The organism is Streptomyces olivochromogenes (genome assembly GCF_001514115.1).
Taxonomy (GTDB): Bacteria; Actinomycetota; Actinomycetes; order Streptomycetales; family Streptomycetaceae; genus Streptomyces; species Streptomyces olivochromogenes.
In genome coordinates, this window is record NZ_KQ948455.1 from 308,238 (window position 1) to 329,814 (window position 21,577).

Sequence of the window (21,577 nt, forward strand, 5' to 3'; positions counted from 1 at the left end):
GGCCCCCGCGGTGCGTTGTGCCGGGCGAACAGCCGACCACGGCGTTATCGTCGCCGGGTGACGAGTCTTCCCGGGGACAGTGACAGCACCGGCTCCATGCCGCGGCCCGACACGGCCGAGGCCCGGCACATCGTGTGCGCCCGCTGCGGTACCCCGGCCGACGGCCCTCCGCTGACGTGGACCTGTTCCATGGAGAACGGCATCCGCCACTACTTCTGCGACAACTGCGCCCGCAGCAACCTCAGGGCGATCGAGGGGCGGCTGGACTCGGCCTGGTGGTAGGCCACGCCGGGTCGGCCCGCTGACCGAAGGTGGCCCGAGTCATGCTCCGGCCGCGGATCCCTCCTCGTCCAGCAGCTCCTCCGTCGGGTTCTCTCCCGGTACGAAACCTGGCAGCCACTCCTCCAGTTCGTCGCGCAGCCGCACCGTCGCGCCCAGCTGACACAGGACTCCGATGGTGCTCAAGGTCACACGGTGTATCAGGAGATACGACGGTGGCAGGTTGAGGAGCCTGCCCAACTGGTGTGCGGGGGAGCGGGGGTCGGCGATGCGGGTGGCCTGACTGCGCATCCAGCCGCGGGTGAACGTGAACTCGTCGACCTGGGCCGGTTCGATGATCGGCAGGAGATAGTCCAGGACCGCGTCGGGTTCGAGCTCTATGGACTCCTTGACGAAGCCCTCCTCACGCAACAGCTCGTAGACCGCTTCGGCTTCGCCCTCGAGAGTCATCCGGAGGGAGTAGCCGATCGTCGGGGGCAGACCGCCGGGAAGACGGTCGACCGTGCCGAAGTCCAGGACGCCCAGCCGCCAGCCGCCTTTCTCGTCGGGCAGGAGGCGGAAGTTGCCCGGATGCGGATCGGCGTGCAGCAGTCCGGTGCGGGCGGGACCCGAGAACAGGAACCGGGCCAGCAACTGGCCCGCACGGTCCCGCTGCTCCTGGGTGCCCTCGGCGATCACCTCCGACAGCGGTATCCCGTCGATCCACTCGCTCACCAGGACCTGGTCGCACTGGTGGACCACCGCCGGGACGAGCACGTCCGGATCGCCGGCGAACTCCGTGGCATGCGTCTCCTGGGCCTCTGCCTCCAGCGCGTAGTCGAGCTCCTCGGACACCCGGTCGCGCAGCTCCGCGATGAGCGGCTTGATGTCCATGCCGGGGATCAGGGGACCCAGGAGCCTGGCGAATCGGCTGAGCTGGGTCAGATCGGACAGCAGGGCCTCGCCCGCCCCCGGGTACTGCACCTTGACGGCGACCTCGCGTCCGTCGTGCCACACCGCCCGGTGCACCTGACCGATCGAGGCCGCCGCGGACGGCTTGTCCTCGAACTTCTGGAACAGCTCGGACCAGTCCTCGCCGAGGCGCTCGCGCAGAACGGAGTGCACCGTGCGCGTCGGCATCGGCGGCGCCGCCTCCTGGAGCTTCGTCAGCGCCGCGCGATAGGGTCCCGCGACCTCCTCGGGCAGCGCCGACTCGAAGACGGACAGGGCTTGTCCGAACTTCATGGCACCGCCCTTCAACTCTCCGAGGACCTTGAAGAGCTGCTCCGCCGTGCGCTGCTGCAGCTCGCGGCCGACGATCTCCGCGGACTTCCCGCCGATCCTCTTGCCCAGCCCCCAGGTCGCCCGCCCGGCGAAGCCGAGCGGTAGTGCGGCGAGTTTGGCAGTTCGGGTGACTGCCTTCCGGGGAAGATCAGACATGCGCCCTCCAAGTCCCAGACAGCCGTGCCGCGTGCGGCTGTTGCACCGCCATTGTCTCGTGCGGCTGCCCGTCCTCGGCGGCGCGCTCCCCCTTCTTACTTTTCTCCGCCGCGCCGCACGGGCATGCGGGATGCGACCACACCGGCTTCGCATGCCAGTCGAAGCCCGGCACGGAGGACTCCCAGCGTGCCCCGGCGCTGGAAGGCAGCCGTCCGTCGAGGAAGGCGAGGGCGTGTCCCGCCGCGAGTCCGGCGACCCCGGTCGCCAGCGCGAGGTCGCACGCCGGGACCTGGTGCGAGGCGCCGGAGCGCCACTGGGCGATCAGACGTGGCCAGGTCGGGTCCCGGTCGATGCGCTGCTGGTCCAGGCAGCCCGCGCAGCCGGTGTCGCCGGGCAGCACCAGGGGGCCGACGACACCCGTTCCCTCCACGACCCCCGCGTACAGATGGGGAGTGCCGGAGGTGATCAGGGGCTCGGCGACGGCGGGATCGGGGGCGTGCACCGCCAGGCCGTCCCGGGGCGCGAGGATCACCAGGGAGAGACCGAGCTCCTCGCCTTCGGCGGCGGTCCGTGGTGGCCGATCCGGTGCCGCTCGGCGCACCGCGCGCCGGGCGGCTTCCTCCCGGCGCTCGCCGATGGACGCCGAGGGCAGTCCGCCCGGTGCCACGTCCCAGGGTTCGACGCTGCCGATGTCGCGCACCTCGACCTGGCCGACACCGGCGGCGGCCAGGAGGGAGGCGAGGACGACTCCCACCCGGCCGGCGCCCCGCACCTGCACCCGCAGGGAGCGGCGGGCGGCCAGATGCTTCAGGGCGTCGCCCGGCGCACGGGCGACGAGGGACAGGGACGCGAGGTCGGGGCGGAGCCGGTCCAGGACCGCCTTCTTCTCGCGCAGGGCGTCCGCGGCCCGGCCGCCGCCCGTCGCGTCGTCCAGCAGACCCGATCGGGCCAGTCGCTCCACAAGTGCGTCGACATGACCGTCGGGCAGGCCCATCGCGCGACCCAGGTCGCGAAGGAGCGGGAGCCCGCGTGTTCCGTTGAGCAGGTCGAGAAAGCTGCCTGTCGCCGTGTCCACCGGGCCCAGCACCATCGCGTGCGCGGGCGCCATCCCGAACTGCACGGTGTTGAGATCCCGCCAGCCGCGCCGCAGCGCGGGCTTCACCATCGGATGCATGACCGACCCCCGTACCCGTAGAGCATCCCCGTGTGTCGGCGGGGTCCGTCCCGGGCCCGCCGATCGAATGCCAGCATGCCCCGCCCGGCCGAACCGTGCCGAAAGTTGTCCACAGGCGGTGGTGTTCGTCGTATAAATCAAGCGCACGGGGCGCGGATCGGCATCGAACCGTCCAGGGGACGGGACTTCCCCCATGTGCAGCGGGTAACGTCGGGGCGTGCCCGCCGACCCACTGCACCGCGCCGGAAAGCCACAGCGCAGCACGACGAGCCCGCCGCCAAGCGGCTCGGGGGCGAGCGCGATCGAGGTTCGCAGGAGCGCGCGCCGGCGCAGAACGGTCTCCGCGTACCGCGAGGGCGATCGCACCGTCGTGCTCATCCCCGCCCGTATGTCCGAGGCGGAGGAACAGCGCTGGGTCACTGTCATGCTCGACAAGCTGGCCGCCCAGGAGAGCAAACGGGTGCTCGGTGACGCCGAGCTGACCGAGCGCGCCGCGCGGCTGTCGGAGCAGTACTTCGACGGCCGGGCCCGCCCCGCCTCGGTCCGCTGGGTCACCAATCAGAACACGCGCTGGGGTTCCTGTACCCCGGCCGAGGGCAGTATCCGTCTTTCGCATCGCCTGCAGGGCATGCCCGAGTATGTCGTCGACTACGTCCTCGTCCACGAACTCGCGCACCTTCTGGTGCCCGGTCACGGGCCCCGCTTCTGGCGGCTGCTGGAGGCGTATCCGCGTACGGAGCGTGCCCGCGGCTATCTCGAAGGGGTGGTCGCGGCCGAACGGCTGCCCCATCTGCCCGTGGCGAGCGACGAGTAGCGGGCGGGGGCGGCGGACCGTCCCCGCCGGGGGTTGATTGTGTACCGGGTCTGTACCGGCGGCGTTCACTCCCAGAGTTTCCCGTTAGCCTGACGCGACGCAATCGCACTCGGGATGGGGGACGGTCGTTACGCATGGCCAGGGACTTCCAACGCGGCCACAAGGCCAGGATCAGTGACCTCACCGCGGGCACGGATCTGTACGTAGGTGTGCAGATCACCGGTCCGGGACTGACCTTCGACATCAGCTGCTTCGGTCTGGACGCCGACGAAAGGCTTTCGGACGACCGGTACTTCGTCTTCTTCAACCAGCCGAAGACCCCCGAAGAATCCATCCAGCTCCTCGGCGCCCAGTCGGGTGACACGGAGTCCTTCCGCGTCACGCTCGACCGGATCCCGGCGCAGATCCAGAAGCTGTCGTTCACGGCGACGATCGACGGCGCCGGACAGATGTCGCAGATCGCCCCCGGATACCTCCGTGTCGTCGCGGGCGGCGAGGAGGTGGCCCGGTACTCGTTCAGCGGCGCGGAGTTCTCCACCGAGCGTGCCGTGATGCTGGGCGACTTCTACCTGAAGGACGTCTGGCGGTTCGCCGCCGTGGGGCAGGGCTTCGACGGCGGCCTCGATGCGCTGCTCAAGAACTTCGGTGGTGAGGTAGCCGACGAGCAGCCCGCCGCGCAGGAGCCGCAGGCCACTGCCGCGCCGTCCTTCGCTCCGCCTGCCCAGGCCACCGCACCCCCCGCGTTCGGCGCCCCGGCACCGGCACCCGCGCCGGGGCCCGCCGCGCAGGGGTTCACGCCGCCGCCCGCCCCGGCGCCCGCCGCGCCCTCGGTGCACGCAGCGCCGACCATCATCGCCCCGCTGCACACCCCGCCGGGCGGCACCGTGCCGCCGCCGGGCCCCGCTCCGTACATCCAGCCGCCCGGTCCGCCCGGTCCGCCGCCGGGCTACGGACAGCAGCCTCCCGGTCAGACTGCTCCCATGCCGCCCGGTTACGGCCAGCAGGCACCGCCCGCGCCCCCCGGCTACGGGCAGCAGGCCCCGACGGCGCCTCCGGGCTACGGCCAGCAGCCGCCGTACGGCCAGGTTCCGGGCCAGGTGCCGGGTCAGCCCGGTGCGCCGTCCCCGTACGGTGTTCCTCAGGGCGCCCCGCAGGGCGGTGCCGGTGTGGCCGCCGCGCTGGGGGCCTACAAGGAGACGCCCACCGGTCAGCGGTGGACCCAGCAGAACAAGAAGCTCATCCGCGTCGACCTCGGTATCGGCGGCCAGCCCGTGCTGGCCCGCCAGGGCAGCATGGTGCTCTACCAGGGCAAGGTCGACTTCAGCTACAAGGGTGCCGGCTTCGCCGGGCGGATCGTGGGCAACGCGACCGGCCAGGAGATGCAGCTCATGCGCTGTACCGGCCAGGGGCAGGTCTTCCTCGCCGAGAACGCCACCCACGTGCATCCCATCGAACTCCAGGGCGACGCGATCTGCGTCTCCGCGGAGAGCGTGCTCGCCTTCGACGAGTCCCTCCAGTACGAGGTCCGGCGTATCGAGGGGCACGGCATCCCCGGAGGCGCGCTGTTCACCATGCAGTTCCAGGGGACCGGAACGATCGTCGTGAAGACGCACGGCGCTCCCGTAGTGCTGCCCGTGACGCCGACGACCTTCGCCGACTGCAACGCCGTCGTCGCCTGGTCCGCGGCCTCCCAGGTGATCGTCTCCAGCCAGGTGCGGATGCGCCGCAACGCCTACCCCGGCGACACCGGCGAGAGCGTGAACCTCCAGTTCCGCGGCGCGCCCGGCAATTTCATCGTCGTCCAGCCGTACGAGGTCTGAGGGAGCCCGTCATGAACCAGCCACTCGCGGGCTTCGCCCCGGCACCTGTCACCGCCCGCATGGAGAACCACGGCAACCACATGCTCAAGGTCGCCATGCAGACCGGAAACGACCTCTTCGCGCGCGTGGGCTCGATGGTCGCCTACGAAGGGTTCGTCCAGTACGAGCCCAACCCGCCCGCCGTACGCCAGATCGCGCGGGACTGGATGACCGGTGAGGGCGCGCCCCTCATGAAGTGCACCGGCGACGGCCTGCTCTACCTGGCCGACTACGGTGCGAACGTCGTCGTCATCAACCTCAACGGGGACGCGATCTCCGTCAACGCCACCAACCTGCTCGCCTTCGACGCCCATCTCCAGTGGGGTGTCGAGCGGGTGAAGGGGCTCGCCAAGTTCGCCGGACAGGGCCTGTGGAACACCAAGATCTCCGGTCAGGGCTGGGTCGCGCTGACCTCGCGCGGCAAGCCGATCGTGGTCGACTGCGGCGGCGGTGAGGACGAGACGTACGTCGACCCGGACGCGCTCGTCGCCTGGTCCCCGAACCTCAAGGTGAAGGGCAAGCGCAGCTTCAAGGCGCAGTCGCTGATCGGACGCGGCAGCGGCGAGGCGTACCAGATGGCGTTCTCCGGACAGGGCATCGTCGTCGTCCAGCCCAGCGAGGACAGCACCGATCGCCTCCGGATCCGGGGCTGAGGGGGAGCACCACATCATGCAGAGCCCGCTTTTCGGCTACAACGAGCAGCAGACCCAGGAGCGCTACAGCCTCCAGAACTCGCAGATGCTGCGAGTCGTCATGGAGGGGCACGACGACATCCTGGCCCGCAAGGGAACCATGGTCGCGTACCAGGGGCTCGTGGAGTTCGACGCCGAGTACCAGAACAACAGCCAGCACCGCGCACGCGCGTACACCGGTGAAGGCCTCGACCTGATGCGGTGCCACGGGCAGGGGACGGTCTATCTGGCCAATCTCGCCCAGCACGTGCACGTGGTCGACGTGGAGCAGGACGGTCTGACCGTCGACAGCAGCTACGTCCTGGCGATGGACTCCTCGCTGCACCACGAGGTCATCGCCGTGGACAGCCAGTACGGCATCTCCGGCTCCGGCAAGTACCAGCTCAACATCACCGGCCGTGGCAAGGTCGCCCTGATGACCTCGGGCATGCCGCTGATGATGCAGGTCACGCCGGACAAGTACGTCAACTGTGACGCCGACGCGATCGTCGCCTGGTCCACCGGCCTGCGTGTCCAGATGCAGGCCCAGACGCACTCCTCCGGGGTGTGGCGGCGGCGGGGCAACACCGGTGAGGGCTGGGAGCTCAGCTTCCTGGGCACGGGCTTCGCGCTCGTCCAGCCCAGTGAGCTGCTGCCGCCGCAGAACGCGGTGATCGGCCAGGGGCTGCGCGCCCAGTACGGCATGGGGCAGCAGGGGGCCCGGGCGCAGAACCAGGGCAACGTCTGGAGCTGACCGGCCGATGTTCGCCTGATCGGCCGTACCCAAGGTCAGTTGATCATCCGGACCCAGGGTCGGTTGATCAACCGGCGGTCGGTCGACTCAGGTGACGGTCCGGGAAACGAACGTAAGGGGCGACCGCCATGGCGGTCGCCCCTTACACGTGCCTCAGGCCGCGAGCCGTGCGCGGGTTGCTTCCAGGAGCCGTACGACCGAGGCGTCCGCCACGTCCGCGACCTCCTCGTAGGGGAACCAGCGCAGGTCCAGGGACTCGTCGCTGATCGCCGCCACGGCCTCGGCCGGGGCGAGCGCGGCGTACTGGACGTCCAGGTGCCAGTTGCACGGCGCCGGGATGGCGTGCCGGTCCAGGGTCACGGGGCCGCCCGGCAGCAGGATCAGACTCTCGATGCCCGACTCCTCGGTCGCCTCCCGCAGCGCGGCCGCCGCCAGCGTCGGATCGCCCGGCTCGCAGTGACCGCCCATCTGCAGCCACATCCGCAGCTTGCGGTGCAGCGTCAGCAGGACGCGGCAGCCGACCGGGTCGATGACCAGGGCGCTGGCCGTGACGTGCCCCGCCGTGCAGGCCTTCCACATGCCGTCGGGATGCTCGGACAGATGGTCCAGATAGACCTGGCGCAACTCTTCCTGGTCCTCGTACTGCTTCAGTACGAGGACGGCGTCGTCGTGAAGGGTCACTCGGTGCCGTCGCCCTTGTCGTCGTCCGTGGGAGCGTCGTCCTTCTTCAGGTTCGGCTTCTCGGCGGAACCGCTCGCCGCCTCGCCGAGCATCTTGTCGAGCTCGGAGAAGTCCAGCTGCTCACGGTGCACGAAGCCGTCCGGGTCGTCGAGGTCGGACGCGTTCGGCAGCATGTCCGGGTGTGCCCACAGGCCGTCGCGGCCGTCGACACCGCGCGCGTCGGTGAGCGAGGCCCACAGGCGCGAGGCGTCCCGCAGCCGGCGCGGGCGCAGCTCCAGGCCGATCAGCGTGGCGAACGTCTGCTCGGCGGGACCGCCCGTGGCGCGGCGCCGGCGCAGTGTCTCGCGCAGCGCGTCCGCGGAGGAAAGACGCGGCTTCGCGGCCGCGTGCACGACCGCGTCCACCCAGCCCTCCACGAGCGCGAGCGCCGTCTCCAGACGGGCCAGCGCGGCCTTCTGCTCCGGCGTGTCCTCCGGCTGGAACATGCCCTGCTGGAGGGCGTCCTGCAGCTGCTCGGGGTTCTGCGGGTCGAGCTGGCCGACCACGTCCTCCAGCTTGGCCGTGTCGACCTTGATCCCGCGCGCGTAGCCCTCGACCGCGCCGAACAGGTGCGAGCGCAGCCACGGCACGTGCGAGAAGAGACGCTGGTGGGCGGCCTCGCGCAGGGCGAGGTAGAGCCGCACCTCCTCCAGGGGGATGCCCAGGTCCTTGCCGAACGACGCGATGTTCAGCGGCAGCAGAGCGGCCTTGCCGGCCGGGCCGAGCGGCAGGCCGATGTCGGTGGAGCCGACGACCTCGCCCGCGAGCACGCCGACGGCCTGCCCGATCTGCGTACCGAACATGGCGCCGCCCATGGAGCGCATCATGCCGATGAGCGGGCCCGCCATGGCCTGCATCTCCTCCGGCAGGACATCGCCCATGGCCGCGCCGACACGCTCGGCAACCGGGTCGACGAGCTCCTTCCACACCGGCAGCGTCGCCTCGACCCACTCCGCGCGGCTCCAGGCCACGGCGGAGGCGGCGCCGGACGGCAGGGACGTCGCGTCGTCCAGCCACAGGTCGGCCAGGCGTACGGCATCCTGAACCGCGGTGCGCTCGGCGGGACCGACGCTCGCGTCCTTGGTGCCGTCAGAAGTGCCCTGGGAGACCGTCTGGCGGGCGATCTGCTTGGCCATGTCCCAATTCACCGGGCCGCCCTCGTACGAGAGCATCTGGCCCAGCTGCTGGAACGCGGCCCCCAGATCGTTGGGGTTCATGGAACCGAACATCGCTGCGAGCGGATTGTCGGCGCCGGGGCCGCCGGCTCCGGGCGGCCCGAAACCGAACGGTCCCTGTCCACCGCCGCTCTGCTGGTCCTTCTTCTTGCCCTCGTCGCCGTTCTCCGGCTCCTCCGGCGGAAGGCCGAATCCGAATGGGGTGTCACTCACGGGATTCCTCGGCTGGTAAGGCCGCCGGTTCGTTCCGACGGCGACTGCCCGACAACACCACCCAGCGTAGACACCCGAACCCGATCGGGCCTCGGTGCTTCGCCGACTCTTGGCCTGCGGCAGGATGGATGCCACCTGGTACGGACGCGTCACGCGCGTCCGTTACTGAAGACAACCGCTGGAGACGCCCGGTGAGTTCCCCAGATCCACAGGTTCGCGCAGCGCGAAACCACTCAACCAGCCCGCCCTTGCGCGGGCCCGTCGTCGCGGTCACCGGCGCCGCGTCCGGCGTGGGCGCGATGCTGACCGAGCGGCTTGCCGCCAGCGAGGAGATCAAGCAGGTCATCGCCATCGACGAGCGTCGCGGCGAGTGCGAGGGCGCCCAGTGGCAGATCCTCGACGTGCGGGATCCTGCGATCGCCGAGAAGCTGCGCGGCGCGGACGTCGTGGTGCATCTCGCGCTCGACCTCGACCTGGAGACGGACGCGGCGGCGCGCACGGCGTACAACGTCCGGGGGACGCAGACCGTGCTCACGGCCGCCGCCGCGGCCGGGGTGCACCGGGTTGTGCTGTGCACCTCCGCGATGGTCTACGGGGCGCTGCCCGACAACGAACTGCCCCTCTCCGAAGACGCCGAACTGCGGGCGACCGCCGAGGCCACGGGGGTCGGGGACCTGCTGGAGATCGAGCGGCTCGCCCGGCGGGCGCCGCGCGCGCATCCGGGGCTCAATGTCACCGTCGTACGGCCGGGGGTCCTGGTCGGTGGTGGTACCGACACCGCGCTGACCAGGTACTTCGAGTCTCCTCGACTGCTTGTGGTGGCGGGGTCACGGCCTGCCTGGCAGTTCTGCCACGTCGAGGATCTGTGCAGTGCTCTGGAGTACGCCGTCCTGGAGAAGGTGGAGGGGGAGCTGGCCGTCGGGTGCGACGGGTGGCTGGAGCAGGAGGAGGTCGAGGAGCTCAGCGGGATTCGGCGGATGGAGTTGCCGTCCGCCGTCGCGCTGGGGGCTGCCGCGCGACTTCACCGGATTGGGCTCACTCCTTCGCCCGCCGGGGATCTGGCGTACACGATGTACCCCTGGGTGGTGAGTGGGAGCCGGATGCATGACGCCGGGTGGCGGCCGCAGTGGACCAACGAGGAGGTTCTCGCGGAGCTGCTGGAGGAGGTTGCCGGGCGGCACACCGTGGCTGGGCGGCGGCTGGGGCGGAAGGATGCGACGGCGGCGGGGGCTGCGGGGGCGACGGTCGCTCTTCTGGGTACGGCCGCGTTGGTTCGGCGGGCTCGGAAGGCTCGGCGGCGGATCTGAGTTTTGGGGGTGGTCGGGTGCGGGTGCGTCGTGGCTGGGGCCGATGTTCCGCCCCCGCCGCCCCTACCCGTCCCATCCCCGGGGGCTCCGCCCCCGGACCCCTGGCGGGGCTCTGCCCCTGCACCCCGGCGGGGCTGCGCCCCTGCACCCCGGCGGGGCTGCGCCCCTGCACCCCGGTGGAGGTGCGCCTATGGACTTCGGCGGGGCTGCGCTTCTGGGTCCCTGGCGGGGCTCCGCCCTTGCACCCCGGCGGGGCTCTGCCCCTGCACCCTGGCGGGGCTGCGCCCCTGCACCCCGGTGGAGGTGCGCCTATGGACTTCGGTTGCACCCCGGCGGGGCTGCGCCCCTGCACCCCTGGCGGGGCTCCGCCCCTGTACCCCAGCGGGGCTGCGCCTATGGACTCCGGTGGGGCTTCGCCCCCGGAGCCCGGTGGGGCTTCGCGCCTGTGGCTCGGCGGGGTCGTGCCCCGTCGCCCTCGGGGCTCCGGCCCCGACCCCGGTGGAGGGCTCACGGGCCTCGTCGTCTGATGCTGGATGGGGCGGGGTGCCTGTAGGAGGCTCCAAAAGGTCACGTGTGTGTGCGGGGTGAAAGGCGTATTTCGTGGGTGCCGTGGGGTGCGGCACGATGGGGAGATGGCACCTACCTTTGAGCATCCGGGTGAGTTGGGCGCGCAGGATCCGATTCGGCTGTTGGCGATTCGGGACGAGCCGCTCTCCTTGGACGAGGTCTTCCGGGCAGTCGGGGACGACGCCGCCGGGGGGACCGCGCTCTTCGTCGGGACCGTGCGCAATCACGACGGGGGTGCCGACGTGGACGGGCTGGGGTATTCGTGTCATCCCAGCGCGGAGGCCGAGATGCGGCGGATCGCCGAGAAGGTGGTCGCCGAGTATCCGGTGCGGGCGCTGGCCGCCGTGCACCGGGTCGGTGACCTGGCCGTCGGTGATCTCGCGGTGATCGTCGCCGTGTCGTGTCCGCATCGCGGTGAGGCCTTCGAGGCGTGTCGCAAGCTGATCGACGACCTCAAGCACGAGGTGCCCATCTGGAAGCACCAGAAGTTCTCCGACGGCACGGAGGAGTGGGTCGGAGCCTGTTGAGGGAGTCGGCCGGACGTGTGAGTCCGGCCTCACCGAGTTCTCACCCTTGCTCCGGTTGCGTAACCGACCCCCTGGTATGAGCGTTAACAAGGCGGATGGTTAATCTGCTGATCAGTCAGTTGCGGTCGCTCGTGGGGTTGGGAGGTCGGCATGGCGTCGCTCGCCTGGTTGCTGATTCCGCTTTTGGCTGCGATCGGTGCCGGACTGTGGGGCAGTTGGGCCAGCCGGAACCGTAAGACGGTGGGAGACGGCGTCGAGCTCGAGGGGTACGCGCGCTTCCGCGCGGCCATGGAGCGCTCCGAGGCCGTCATGGTGCGGCCCGGTGCCGGGGAGAAGCCGCACTCCGACGCGGTCTGAGGCCGGGGCCCCGCAGGGGCCGCCCGGGCCCCGTACGGACGGCCCCGACAGTGCGCTGACAGCACCGTCCCGTACTGTCGTGGCATGCCACGCCGCACCGCGACGATGCTCGCCTCCACCCTGATCCTGATCGCGCTCCTGTGCGCGGGAGTGTTCATCAAAGTGCCGTACTCGGAGATGTCACCGGGGCCGACGGTGAACACGCTGGGCGAGCACGACGGCGAGCCGGTGCTGCAGATCTCCGGGCGCAAGACGTACCCGGCGACCGGGCACCTGAACATGACCACCGTCCGGGTCACCAGCGCCGACTACAACATGAACCTCGCAGAGGCCGTGTACGGGTGGCTCGCGCATGACAACAAGGTCGTGCCGCACGACACGCTCTACCCGGACGGCAAGACCGAGCAGCAGTCGACGCAGGAGAACGCCGAGGAGTTCAGCCAGTCCCAGGAGAGCGCCAAGGTGGCCGCTCTGAAGGAACTGGGCATCCCGGTGAAGTCCTGGGTGATCGTGTCGACCGTCGTCAAGGACTCCCCGGCCGAGGGCAGGCTGCACGCCGGTGACGTGATCAAGAGCGTCGACGGTACGGCCGTCAAGGCACCCGAAGACGTCGCCAAGCTGGTCACCAAGCACAAGCCCGGCGAGAAGGTCGTCTTCACGGTGGTGCCCGCCAAGGAGCAGGCCGCCGCCGAGAAGGCGGGCAAGACGGCCACCGCGACCACGGATGTGACCATCACCACGGCGAAGTCCGGCGACAGCGGCGCGTCCCGGGCCATCGTCGGCATCTCGGCCGGGACCGATCACACGTTCCCGTTCAGCATCGACATCAAGCTCGCCGACGTCGGCGGTCCGAGCGCCGGGCTGATGTTCGCGCTGGGCATCGTGGACAAGCTGACCCCGGGCGACCTCACCGGCGGCAAGTTCGTCGCCGGCACCGGCACCATCGACGACAGCGGAACCGTCGGTCCGATCGGCGGCATCGAGCTGAAGACGATCGGAGCGCGCGAGAAGGGCGCCCAGTACTTCCTGACGCCCAAGGACAACTGCGCGGCCGCCGCCAAGGACACCCCCGAGGGGCTCACCCTCGTCAAGGTCAACACCATCGACGACGCGATGAACGCCCTGAAGGACATCAGTTCCGGCAAGACCGCCGACCTGCCGAAGTGCACCACCAAGAGCTGAGGGACCGACCGGCGGCGGTACACACGGGCCGTACGGTGTGATGGGGGCGCCCCCGGAAGTCCGGGGGCGCCCCCATCCACGTACATCAGGACGTCAGTCCGCGAACGTCGCCGACAGCGCCTCCGCCAGGCCCGGCACCAGGCCCGCGCCCGTGAGGACCTCGGTCGGCGCGTCCTTCTCGCGCAGACGCAGTGCCGAGTCGCGGGTGCCGTCGCGCAGGACGCCGACCGTCATACGGACCTCCTGGCGGTCCGGGTGTTCGGCGACCCACTTCGCGAGCTTCTTGTCGCTCAGGCCCTCCGGGACGGAGGCCTCCGCGGACGGCGGCAGCATCAGCCGCTCCACGGTGAGCGCGCAGCCGACCACGGCGTCGGGCCAGGCGATGGTGCCGAGGAACTCGTCCAGCGGCTTGCCGGCAGGGATCTCGTCCTGCTCGATGGGGGTGAGACCGGTGGTCTCGGGCTCGTCCTGCAGGCCGAGCTGGGCCGCGAGGCCGGGCTCCTGGGCCCGCAGTCGCGCGGTGTCTACGAGGGCGAAAAGGCGAGCGGGCTGGTCCCAGCCGAGGCCGGAGGCGTACTCGTCGATCTCGAGTACGGCCCGGGTGAGCGGGCTCGCTGCCATGGGAGTGTTGGACATGGTCACAATCCTGCCTCGTTCGTACCCGGATCCGGGAACCGAGTAAAGCGTGAGTAAGTTGCATAGATGAGGCTCCACGATCACGGAGCCTGACGGATGGTCCGCTTCACGGGGACCTGACGGATCAACAGCGAACTTCGAGGTGCGCACCTTGGCTTTCCAGATGCCGGACCGCGGCGGAGGCCCGACGGGGCCACGGATCAGAGTGGGCCGACCGTCCCGGCGTGTCCGGACCCTGCTCATGACACTGGGCGTGCTGGCCGTGCTGGCCATGGCGTTCGTCATGTTCGCGGGGTTCTGGACGGACTGGCTCTGGTACCGGTCGGTTCACTACTCGTCCGTCTTCACGACCACCCTGTGGACCAAGATCGGGCTCTTCTTCGTCTTCGGCCTGATCATGGCGGCCTCGGTCGGCGTGAACATCTGGCTGGCACACCGGCTGCGACCGCCGCTGAGCGCGATGTCGATGGAGCAGCAGAGCCTCGACCGGTACCGGATGGGGATCGCGCCCTACAAGAGGTGGCTGCTGCTCGGCATCACCTCTCTGGTGGGGCTGATCGCCGGCGCGTCGGCGTCGGGCCAGTGGCGTACCTGGCTGATGTGGGTGAACGGGGTCCCCTTCCACCAGAAGGACCCCCAGTTCCACCTCGACGTCTCCTTCTATGCCTTCGACCTGCCCTGGTACCGCTTCCTGCTCGGCTTCGGCTTCGCCGCCGCCGTGCTCTCGCTGATCGCCGCCGCGCTCACGCACTACCTCTACGGAGGGCTCAGGATCACCTCCCCGGGCGCGCGCGCCACGGCCGCGGCGACCGGGCACCTGTCGGTGCTGCTGGGCGTCTTCGTCGCCCTGAAGGCGGTCGCCTACTGGCTCGACCGCTACGGACTCGCCGTGAAGTCCAGCGACTTCAAGGCGACCGGCAACTGGACGGGTCTCAGGTACGTCGACGCCAACGCGTATCTGCCCGCCAAGACGATCCTGTTCTGCATCGCCGTCATCTGCGCGCTGCTGTTCTTCGCCACCCTGTGGCGGCGCACCTGGCAGCTGCCCGTCATCGGCTTCGGCCTGATGGTGCTCTCGGCGATCCTCATCGGCGGTCTCTACCCGGCCATCGTGCAGAAGTTCCAGGTCCAGCCGAACGAGCAGGCCAAGGAAGCGCCGTACGTCGAGAAGAACCTGAAGGCGACCCGCGAGGCCTACGGCATCGACGGCACCCAGGTCTCGGAGTACGCGGGCAAGAGCGACACCACGGACAAGACCAAGCAGCGCGACGACGCCGACACCACGGCGAGCATCCGTCTGCTGGACCCGAACATCGTCTCGCCGACGTTCCAGCAGTTGCAGCAGATGAAGAACTACTACGCGTTCCCGACCAACCTGGACGTCGACCGGTACAGCAAGGACGGCAAGGACCAGGACACGGTCATCGGACTGCGCGAGCTGAACCTGAACGGCATTCCGAAGAACAACTGGATCAACGACCACTTCCGCTACACGCACGGATACGGCGTGGTGGCCGCCAAGGGCACCACGGCGACCTCCGGTGGCCGGCCCGTCTTCACCGAGTCCGACCTGCCGTCCAAGGGCGACCTGGGGACGTACGAGCAGCGGGTCTACTACGGCGAGAAGACCACGCAGTACTCGATCGTCGGCGGTCCCCAGAAGGAGATCGACTACTCCGACGACAGCGGTGAGAAGACCACCAGCTACAAGGGCGAGAGCGGTGTCAGCCTCTCCAGCCCGGTCAACCGTGCCGCGTACGCCGTGGCGTTCGGCGAGCCGCAGATCCTCTACTCGGGCGCGATCGGCGAGGGTTCCCGGATCCTCTACAACCGCACCCCCAAGGACCGCGTCGAGGCGGTGGCCCCCTGGCTGACCATCGACGGCGACGCCTACCCGGCCGTGGTCGACGGCAAGATCCAGTGGATCGTCGACGCCTACACCACGACCAACGGCTACCCGTACGCCTCCCGCACCACCCTCGGTGACACGACGGCGGACTCACTCACCGCGACCAACAACCAGCGCGCGGTGGTGGCCCAGCAGAACCAGGTCAACTACATCCGCAACTCGGTGAAGGCGACCGTCGACGCGTACACCGGCGAGGTCAAGCTCTACCAGTGGGACACCAAGGACCCGGTCCTCAAGACCTGGATGAAGGCGTTCCCGAACACGGTGGAGCCGAAGACGGCCATCTCGCAGTCGCTCATGGACCATCTGCGGTACCCGCAGGACCTGTTCAAGGTCCAGCGCGAGCTGCTCACCCGCTACCACGTGAAGGACGCGCAGACGTTCCTCAGCGGCAGCGAGGTGTGGCAGGTCCCGGACGACCCGACCAACAAGTCGGGCAACGCGGTGCCGCCGTACTACCTGAGCATGCAGATGCCCGACCAGCAGGCGCAGACGTTCTCGCTGACGACGACGTTCACGCCGAACGGCCGGGACAACCTGAGCGCCTTCATGTCGGTCGACTCCGAGGCGGGCACCAGTGACTACGGCAAGATCAGAATCCTGAAACTGCCGACCAGTGAACCCGTCGACGGGCCCAAACAGGTCCAGAGCCAGTTCAACTCCCAACAGGACATCGCCGAGTCGATCAGACTTCTGAAGGGCGGGGACTCGGAAGTCGAGTACGGCAATCTGCTGACGGTTCCGCTCGACGGAGGACTGCTCTACGTGGAGCCCGTCTACGTACGCGGTGGCGACCTCAAGTACCCCTTGTTGCGCAAGGTGTTGGTGACTTACGGAGGCAACACCGCCTTCGAGGACACGCTCGACCAGGCGCTCAACAAGATCTTCGGGACGGACAGTACGACCAGTCCACCGGCCGACACGGGGACCACCCCACCGCCGACGTCGAGCAACCCGACGGTCCAACAGGCGCTCAGCGACGCCCAGAAGGCCTTCGAGCAGGGCCAGGACGCCCTCAAGAAGGGCGACTGGACGGCGTACGGGCAGGCGCAGAAGGATCTTCAGGACGCGCTGAAGCGGGCCGAGGACGCTCAGTCCAAGGCCGACAAGAGCGCCACCGGTGGCAGCGGCGGCAGCAAGAGCACCGACAAGGGGAGCAGCCCGAGCAGCAGTCCGAGCAGTAGTCCGAGCCCGAGTGGCAGCGGCAGTCCGAGCCCCAGTGGCAGCAGTAGTCCCAGCGGCGGTACGACCTAGGGCGGCGGTACGGGCCAGGGCGCCGGCCGGTCCGTCGGGCCGGCCGGCGGCTGGTCCGGTTCGGATCGGCCGGTGGTCAGAGGCCACCTCCGCTGCTGGTCAGAGGCCCCCTCCGCGCCGTGGTACGGTTGCAACACAACGGCGCGGGGTGGAGCAGCTCGGTAGCTCGCTGGGCTCATAACCCAGAGGTCGCAGGTTCAAATCCTGTCCCCGCTACTGAAAAGTGAAGGCCCGGATCCTCACAGGATCCGGGCCTTCGCTGTGTGCGCACACGTGTACTGCACCCGTATGACGACCTGAGCAGGGCGCGTACGTGGGGTGCCTGCGGCGACCATGGGCGACGCGCCGAAGACTGCGCCATCCGTGGGGAGTTGGGAGAACTGTGTTTGACTTGTCTCTCTGTGGGCATGTCGACAAAACGCTGAAGTGACCTCACTGACTGCGGTATACCAGGTGTACCCAGGTTGCAGGTGGTGCGACGATGGACGTTATGGGGGACAAGGCAACTCTGTTGGATACAGGGCGTTTTGCGCAGCCTTCAGACCGGGACGAAACCGGCGAGGCTGCCGAGGAAGCACGTCAGCGGCTCGCCGCCGAGGCCGGCGACGTCGAGGCGATGAGTGTCCTCGGAGCGATGCTGCTGCGCCGTGGCGATCTCGACGGAGCCGAGCCTCAGTTGCGTGCTGCCACCGCCGCCGGTGACCGCGCCGCCGCCAACAACCTCGGTGTCCTCCTGCACCAGCGCGGGTACGCCGACGAGGCCGCCGGGTGGTGGCGGATCGCCGCCGTCGCCGGGTCCGCGGCCGCCGCGCACGCGCTCGGGCGCTATCACCGGGAGCGGGGAGACGAGCCTGCCGCCGAGTACTGGCTGCGCCAGTCCGCCGAGCAGGGGCATGCCCTCGGGGCGTACGCGCTCGCCGATCTGCTGGAGCACCGCAGTGACGTCGGCGCGGAGCAGTGGATGCGGGCGGCCGCCGAGCGGGGACACCGCGAGGCGGCGTACCGGCTCGCTCGCACGCTCGACCGCAAGGCCGCGGACGCGGGCGAGGGCAGGGGCGACAACGGTGTCATGGGGGTCATAGGAGCCGCCGGTGAAGAGGCCGAGCAGTGGTACCGGCAGGCCGCCGCGCGGGGGCACCGGCGGGCCGCGCTGCACCTCGGGGCGATCCTGGAGAAGCGGGGGCACCTCAAGGAGGCGGGGCGCTGGTATCTGACGTCCGCCAAGGACGGGGAAGCGCGGGCCGCCTGCGCGCTCGGGTTCCTGCTGCGGGACGCCGGGGACACGGAGAGCGCGGCCGTGTGGTGGCTGCGGGCCGCCCAGGACGGGGACGGGAACGCCGCGAACGCACTGGGGGCGCTGCACGCCGAGCGCGGCGAGACGCAGACCGCGGAGCGGTGGTATCGGGCCGCCATGGACGCCGGTGATGTGAACGGCGCGTACAACCTCGGGCTGCTCTGCGCCGAGCAGGGGCGGACCGCGCAGGCCGAGCAGTGGTATCGGCGGGCCGCGTACGCGGGGCACCGTGAGGCCGCGAACGCGCTGGCGATCCTGTTGCTTCAGGTCGGGGACTCGGCCGGGGCAGAGCCCTGGTTCTCCAAGGCCGCGGAGGCCGGGAGTGTGGACGCCGCGTTCAATCTCGGGATCCTGCATGCCGGGCGGGGGAGCGAGGACGACGAGGAGGCGGCGCTGCGGTGGTACGAGCGGGCGGCTTCCGCCGGGCACACCGAGGCGGCGCTGCAGGTCGGGATCGCGCGGCTGCGGGACGGGGACGAGCTGGAGGCGGAGCGGCATCTGAGGTGTGCCGCGGGGGGCGGTAGCGCGGAGGCCGCGTACCGGCTGGCCGCCGTGCTCGACGCTCGGCGGCCGCCGGCGCCCGCGCATGAGCTCGGGGAGCCGACGCAGGAGAAGAGCGAGTGCGAGGAGTGGTACGAGCGGGCTGCCTCCCTGGGGCATCGGCGGGCGCAGGTGCGGGTCGGGATGCTCGCCGCGGCTCGGGGTGATGTGGTGGAGGCGGCTCGGTGGTACCGGTCGGCGGCGGAGGCCGGGTCTCGGAACGGGGCCTTCAATCTGGGGCTGCTGTTGGCCCGGGAGGGGAGTGAGCCGGAGGCCGCGTTGTGGTGGACCCGGGCGGCGGATGCGGGGCATGGGCGGGCGGCGCTTCGGCTTGCGCTCGTGTATGCGCGGCGGGGGGAGTTGGCGGAGGGGCAGCGGTGGGCTGATCGGGCGGTGTCGCTGGGGCCTGCGGAGGTGGCTGAGCGGGCGGCTCGGTTGCGGGATGCGTTGCGGCAGGAGTTGTCCGCGTGAGTTTGTGGCGGTGGGGTGGGTGGGGGCTGGGCTTGGGCTGGGCCCTGGACCTTTGCGGGGCTGCGCCCCTGCGCCCTGCCGGGCTGGCTCTGGGGGTGACCCTGGAGCTCCGCTCGCCCGTGTTCAAGGGGGCGTCTATGGGATTTGCACTGGTCCACCTGGTTGACGTAATGTTCAGTTCATCGACGCGGGGTGGAGCAGCTCGGTAGCTCGCTGGGCTCATAACCCAGAGGTCGCAGGTTCAAATCCTGTCCCCGCTACTTGAAGGCGAAGGGCCCAGATCATTTAGATCTGGGCCCTTCGGCGTTTTCGAGGGGTGCGGGGGTAAGCGGAAGCCCCGGCGTCCGTGGAGGCCGGGGCTTTCGGGGGAGTCAGGCTGATGCGCAGGTGGGGCACAGGCCCCGGTATGTCACCTCTACGTCCGAGACCGTGAAGCCGAAGCGCTCCGAGTCGGGGAGGTCGGCGAGCGGGTTGCCGCTCGGGTGGACGTCGCGGATCGAGCCGCACTGGGCGCAGACCAGGTGGTGGTGCGGATGGTGCGCGTTCGGGTCGTAGCGCTTGGCGCGCTTGTCCGTCGCGACTTCCAGCACCTCGCCGAGCGAGACCAGCTCACCCAGCGTGTTGTAGACGGTCGCCCGGGAGATCTCGGGCAGCTTGGCGACGGCCCGGGCGTGCACCTCGTCGGCCGTCAGATGGACGTGCTCGCCGTCGAGGACCTCGGCCACGACACGCCGCTGCGCGGTCATTCGCCATCCGCGTCCGCGCAGTCGTTCCAACAGGTCACTCATACAGGCCAGCTTAACAGCAAGGTGACCAGATCCCGAATGGGTGTGAAGTTGGATGCATGCTTGATTTGGATATTGTCTAATGTAGGATCGGTTCGGCATTGGGCATTGGATGGGACCGGGCGTGACCGGTCCGGAGTGACCCGGAATAGCCCGGAATGACGCAGGAGGCGCACGTGACGCAGGGACCGCTTACGACGGAGGCCGGCGCGCCGGTGGCCGACAACCAGAACAGCGAGACCGCGGGCGCCGGCGGCCCGGTGCTCGTTCAGGACCAGCTGCTTCTCGAGAAGCTCGCCCACTTCAATCGCGAGCGCATCCCGGAGCGTGTCGTGCACGCCCGTGGCGCCGCCGCCTACGGCACCTTCACGGTCACCGCGGATGTCACCCGGTACACCCGCGCCACGTTCCTCTCCGAGGTCGGCAAGCAGACCGAGACCTTTCTGCGGTTCTCGACGGTGGCCGGCAACCTCGGCTCCGCGGACGCGGTCCGTGACCCCCGCGGCTTCGCGCTGAAGTTCTACACCGAGGACGGCAACTACGACCTCGTCGGCAACAACACCCCGGTGTTCTTCATCAAGGACGCCATCAAGTTCCCCGACTTCATCCACACGCAGAAGCGCGACCCCTACACCGGCTCGCAGGAGGCCGACAACGTGTGGGACTTCTGGGGCCTCAGCCCCGAGAGCACGCACCAGGTGACCTGGCTCTTCGGTGACCGGGGGATTCCTGCCTCCTACCGCCACCTCAACGGGTACGGCTCGCACACGTACCAGTGGAACAACGAGGCCGGCGAGGTCTTCTGGGTCAAGTACCACTTCAAGACCGACCAGGGAATCAAGAACCTCACCCAGGCGGAGGCCGACAGGCTCGCCGGTGAGGACCCCGACTCCCACCAGCGCGACCTGCGCGAGGCCATCGAGCGCCGTGAGTTCCCGTCCTGGACCGTGCAGGTGCAGATCATGCCGGCGGCCGACGCGGCGACGTACCGGTTCAACCCGTTCGACCTCACCAAGGTGTGGCCGCACGAGGACTACCCGCCGATCGAGATCGGCAGGCTGGAGCTCAACCGCAACCCGGAGAACATCTTCGCCGAGGTCGAGCAGTCCATCTTCTCGCCGGCGCACTTCGTGCCGGGTATCGGGCCTTCCCCCGACAAGATGCTTCAGGGGCGGCTCTTCGCCTATGGCGACGCGCACCGCTACCGCGTCGGCATCAACGCCGACCACCTGCCGGTGAACCGTCCGCACGCCGCCGAGGCGCGCACGAACTCCCGTGACGGCTCCCTGTACGACGGCCGCCACAAGGGCGCGAAGAACTACGAGCCGAACAGCTTCGGCGGTCCGTTCCAGACGGACCGGCCGCTGTGGCAGCCGATCGCGGTGACCGGCCACACCGGTGAGACCGAGGCGCCGTCCCACTCCGAGGACGACGACTTCGTGCAGGCGGGCAGTCTGTACCGCCTGATGTCGGAGGACGAGCAGGGGCGGCTGATCGCGAACCTGGCGGGGTTCATCGCCAAGGTCTCCCGTGACGACATCGCCGAGCGCGCGATCAACAACTTCCGTCAGGCTGACGAAGACTTCGGCAAGCGGCTGGAGGTCGCGGTCCAGGCCCTGCGCGGCTGACAACCAGCACTGGATCGCTTGTCGTGGGCGGTGGGCCGGATC

General features: G+C 69.7%; 18 protein-coding genes and 2 tRNA genes. 14 read left to right on the forward strand and 6 right to left on the reverse strand.

The genetic code is table 11. The annotated features are described in order from the left end of the window. The first annotated feature begins 57 nt into the window (after positions 1-57). Positions 58-282: a hypothetical protein gene (locus AQJ27_RS16485; RefSeq protein ID WP_159064360.1), complete on the forward strand. Its 225-nt coding sequence runs from the start codon at positions 58-60 to the stop codon at positions 280-282. Positions 283-321: 39 nt separating this feature from the next. Here the strand turns inward: AQJ27_RS16485 and AQJ27_RS16490 are convergent, their stop codons facing one another. Beyond that, complete coding sequence (locus tag AQJ27_RS16490) at positions 322-1,698, reverse strand: ABC1 kinase family protein (RefSeq protein ID WP_067368603.1); 1,377 nt, start codon at positions 1,696-1,698, stop codon at positions 322-324. Beyond that, the gene (locus tag AQJ27_RS16495; RefSeq protein WP_067368606.1) at positions 1,691-2,872 is read right to left on the reverse strand and encodes a TOMM precursor leader peptide-binding protein; all 1,182 of its coding nucleotides are present in this window, start codon (positions 2,870-2,872) and stop codon (positions 1,691-1,693) included. Before AQJ27_RS16495 ends, AQJ27_RS16490 begins: the two co-directional genes overlap by 8 nt. Before the next feature lie 217 nt (positions 2,873-3,089). Here AQJ27_RS16495 and AQJ27_RS16500 point away from each other — a divergent pair, with 217 nt between their 5' ends. The 4 genes from AQJ27_RS16500 to AQJ27_RS16515 all read left to right on the forward strand — a co-directional run bounded on the left by AQJ27_RS16500 (position 3,090) and on the right by AQJ27_RS16515 (position 6,970). Continuing rightward, on the forward strand, positions 3,090-3,686 hold the full coding sequence (locus tag AQJ27_RS16500; protein WP_075028823.1) for a M48 metallopeptidase family protein: 597 nt from the start codon (positions 3,090-3,092) through the stop codon (positions 3,684-3,686). A gap of 134 nt (positions 3,687-3,820) precedes the next feature. Next, a complete protein-coding gene (locus tag AQJ27_RS16505; RefSeq protein WP_067368609.1) occupies positions 3,821-5,506 on the forward strand; it encodes a TerD family protein in 1,686 nt (561 codons plus the stop codon). 11 nt (positions 5,507-5,517) lie between these two features. Then, complete coding sequence (locus AQJ27_RS16510; protein ID WP_054228171.1) at positions 5,518-6,198, forward strand: AIM24 family protein; 681 nt, start codon at positions 5,518-5,520, stop codon at positions 6,196-6,198. Between the two features lie 16 nt (positions 6,199-6,214). Then, positions 6,215-6,970: an AIM24 family protein gene (locus AQJ27_RS16515; protein ID WP_067368612.1), complete on the forward strand. Its 756-nt coding sequence runs from the start codon at positions 6,215-6,217 to the stop codon at positions 6,968-6,970. Between the two features lie 153 nt (positions 6,971-7,123). Here AQJ27_RS16515 and AQJ27_RS16520 read toward each other — a convergent pair whose 3' ends face one another. Next, positions 7,124-7,651 carry an NUDIX hydrolase gene (locus AQJ27_RS16520; RefSeq protein WP_067368615.1) on the reverse strand — a complete coding sequence of 176 codons (528 nt, stop codon included), beginning with the start codon at positions 7,649-7,651 and terminating at the stop codon, positions 7,124-7,126. Then, positions 7,648-9,078 carry a zinc-dependent metalloprotease gene (locus AQJ27_RS16525; RefSeq protein WP_067368618.1) on the reverse strand — a complete coding sequence of 477 codons (1,431 nt, stop codon included), beginning with the start codon at positions 9,076-9,078 and terminating at the stop codon, positions 7,648-7,650. The genes AQJ27_RS16520 and AQJ27_RS16525 overlap by 4 nt, the downstream gene beginning before the upstream one ends. Before the next feature lie 191 nt (positions 9,079-9,269). On the opposite strand from AQJ27_RS16525, the gene AQJ27_RS16530 reads away from it, so the two are divergent. From AQJ27_RS16530 to AQJ27_RS16545, 4 genes are all read left to right on the forward strand, one after another. After that, positions 9,270-10,385, forward strand: coding sequence for an SDR family oxidoreductase (locus tag AQJ27_RS16530; RefSeq protein ID WP_079065022.1), 1,116 nt, complete (start codon positions 9,270-9,272; stop codon positions 10,383-10,385). 632 nt (positions 10,386-11,017) lie between these two features. Beyond that, entirely contained in the window at positions 11,018-11,479 is a 462-nt protein-coding gene (locus AQJ27_RS16535) for a molybdenum cofactor biosynthesis protein MoaE (RefSeq protein WP_054228166.1), read from the forward strand. Positions 11,480-11,629: 150 nt separating this feature from the next. Then, positions 11,630-11,836 carry a hypothetical protein gene (locus tag AQJ27_RS16540; RefSeq protein WP_067368622.1) on the forward strand — a complete coding sequence of 69 codons (207 nt, stop codon included), beginning with the start codon at positions 11,630-11,632 and terminating at the stop codon, positions 11,834-11,836. 84 nt (positions 11,837-11,920) lie between these two features. Further along, positions 11,921-13,018: a YlbL family protein gene (locus tag AQJ27_RS16545; protein WP_067368624.1), complete on the forward strand. Its 1,098-nt coding sequence runs from the start codon at positions 11,921-11,923 to the stop codon at positions 13,016-13,018. A gap of 93 nt (positions 13,019-13,111) precedes the next feature. Here AQJ27_RS16545 and AQJ27_RS16550 read toward each other — a convergent pair whose 3' ends face one another. Further along, a complete protein-coding gene (locus AQJ27_RS16550) occupies positions 13,112-13,654 on the reverse strand; it encodes a PPA1309 family protein (RefSeq protein WP_067368628.1) in 543 nt (180 codons plus the stop codon). A 163-nt stretch (positions 13,655-13,817) separates the two neighbouring features. Between AQJ27_RS16550 and AQJ27_RS16555 the strand changes: the two genes are divergently transcribed. From AQJ27_RS16555 to AQJ27_RS16570, 4 genes are all read left to right on the forward strand, one after another. Then, positions 13,818-16,817 carry a UPF0182 family membrane protein gene (locus tag AQJ27_RS16555; RefSeq protein ID WP_067369307.1) on the forward strand — a complete coding sequence of 1,000 codons (3,000 nt, stop codon included), beginning with the start codon at positions 13,818-13,820 and terminating at the stop codon, positions 16,815-16,817. A gap of 142 nt (positions 16,818-16,959) precedes the next feature. Next, positions 16,960-17,033, forward strand: a tRNA-Met gene (locus tag AQJ27_RS16560). A 265-nt stretch (positions 17,034-17,298) separates the two neighbouring features. Then, positions 17,299-19,122, forward strand: a complete 1,824-nt coding sequence (locus AQJ27_RS16565) for a tetratricopeptide repeat protein (RefSeq protein ID WP_067368636.1) — start codon at positions 17,299-17,301, stop codon at positions 19,120-19,122. Positions 19,123-19,308: 186 nt separating this feature from the next. Then, positions 19,309-19,382, forward strand: a tRNA-Met gene (locus AQJ27_RS16570). A 111-nt stretch (positions 19,383-19,493) separates the two neighbouring features. On the opposite strand, the gene AQJ27_RS16575 is transcribed toward AQJ27_RS16570, so the two are convergent. Then, a complete protein-coding gene (locus tag AQJ27_RS16575; RefSeq protein WP_067368638.1) occupies positions 19,494-19,910 on the reverse strand; it encodes a Fur family transcriptional regulator in 417 nt (138 codons plus the stop codon). 173 nt (positions 19,911-20,083) lie between these two features. Here AQJ27_RS16575 and AQJ27_RS16580 point away from each other — a divergent pair, with 173 nt between their 5' ends. After that, positions 20,084-21,535: a catalase gene (locus tag AQJ27_RS16580; protein WP_208948605.1), complete on the forward strand. Its 1,452-nt coding sequence runs from the start codon at positions 20,084-20,086 to the stop codon at positions 21,533-21,535. Positions 21,536-21,577: the final 42 nt, after the last annotated feature.